General features: G+C 71.1%; 1 protein-coding gene and 2 tRNA genes. All 3 read left to right on the top strand.

From position 1 onward, the window contains the following. The first annotated feature begins 402 nt into the window (after positions 1-402). Positions 403-485: transfer RNA gene (locus ACFOY6_RS24195), tRNA-Tyr, on the top strand. Between the two features lie 123 nt (positions 486-608). Continuing rightward, a tRNA-Gly gene (locus ACFOY6_RS24190) sits at positions 609-682 on the top strand. A gap of 87 nt (positions 683-769) precedes the next feature. Then, positions 770-865, top strand: a 96-nt coding sequence (locus ACFOY6_RS24185; RefSeq protein ID WP_372624634.1) for a GTP-binding protein, incomplete at its 3' end; no start/stop codon positions are given.

Here is an 865-nt window from a genome sequence, read left to right as displayed (position 1 = left end):
CGCTCGGCGAATCGGGTGGCGCGGCCGGGGCGGGCGCCGCCGCGCTGCGGCGCCTCGGCCTCGGCCGTGCGGGAGGGCGTGCGCCCCGCGCCGGCCTGGGCGCCGTGGGGCATGCCAGGGGGGCGGCCATGGGCCTGGCCCTGGGGGGCCTGGCCCTGGGGCCGGCCGGATTCAGGAGAATGCGTCCGCGAGGACGGGTGTGAGGAGGAACGGGAGGAGGGGCGTGGCCCCTCGGGCCGGCGGGGAGGGCGGGACATGCGCGGCATCCTGCGGATCGGCGGCGGCGGCGCAAGCACCATGCGCGATTTCCGGCGCTTTCTTCGCGAAACCGCATGGAGGCACGTTGACAGGCCGCCCGGAAACCAGATAGTCCGCAGCGCTCCCGCCGGCCGGGAACAGCGCGGAGGGGTGCCCGAGTGGCTAAAGGGGACGGACTGTAAATCCGTTGGCGCACGCCTACGTTGGTTCGAATCCAACCCCCTCCATACCGGCCCGCCCGCGACGTCTGCGGATGTCGCGGGCCCGGGCAGGCCAAGTTTTCCCGGTTGGAGGCGCCACGGCGCTGCGGTCCGTGCCCTGGTTGCAGGGATTCGGCACTGCCGCGCGGTGCGGGTGTAGCTCAATGGTAGAGCCCCAGCCTTCCAAGCTGGTTGTGCGGGTTCGATTCCCGTCACCCGCTCCATTCCCTCATGGGGAAGCGGAGCGGGCGGTGGGTCATGGGCCAGATGGTGCGCCGGTGTCGGCGCTGGACCAACAGGGTGACCGATAGATGGCGAAAGCTAAGTTTGAGCGGAACAAGCCGCACTGCAACATTGGTACGATCGGGCACGTGGACCATGGCAAGACGTCGCTGACGGCGGCGATC

The sequence above is a fragment of the Teichococcus aestuarii genome (genome assembly GCF_042651065.1).
GTDB classification, from domain to species: domain Bacteria; phylum Pseudomonadota; class Alphaproteobacteria; order Acetobacterales; family Acetobacteraceae; genus Pseudoroseomonas; species Pseudoroseomonas aestuarii.
This window is presented reverse-complemented; position numbering and strand designations above follow the sequence as displayed.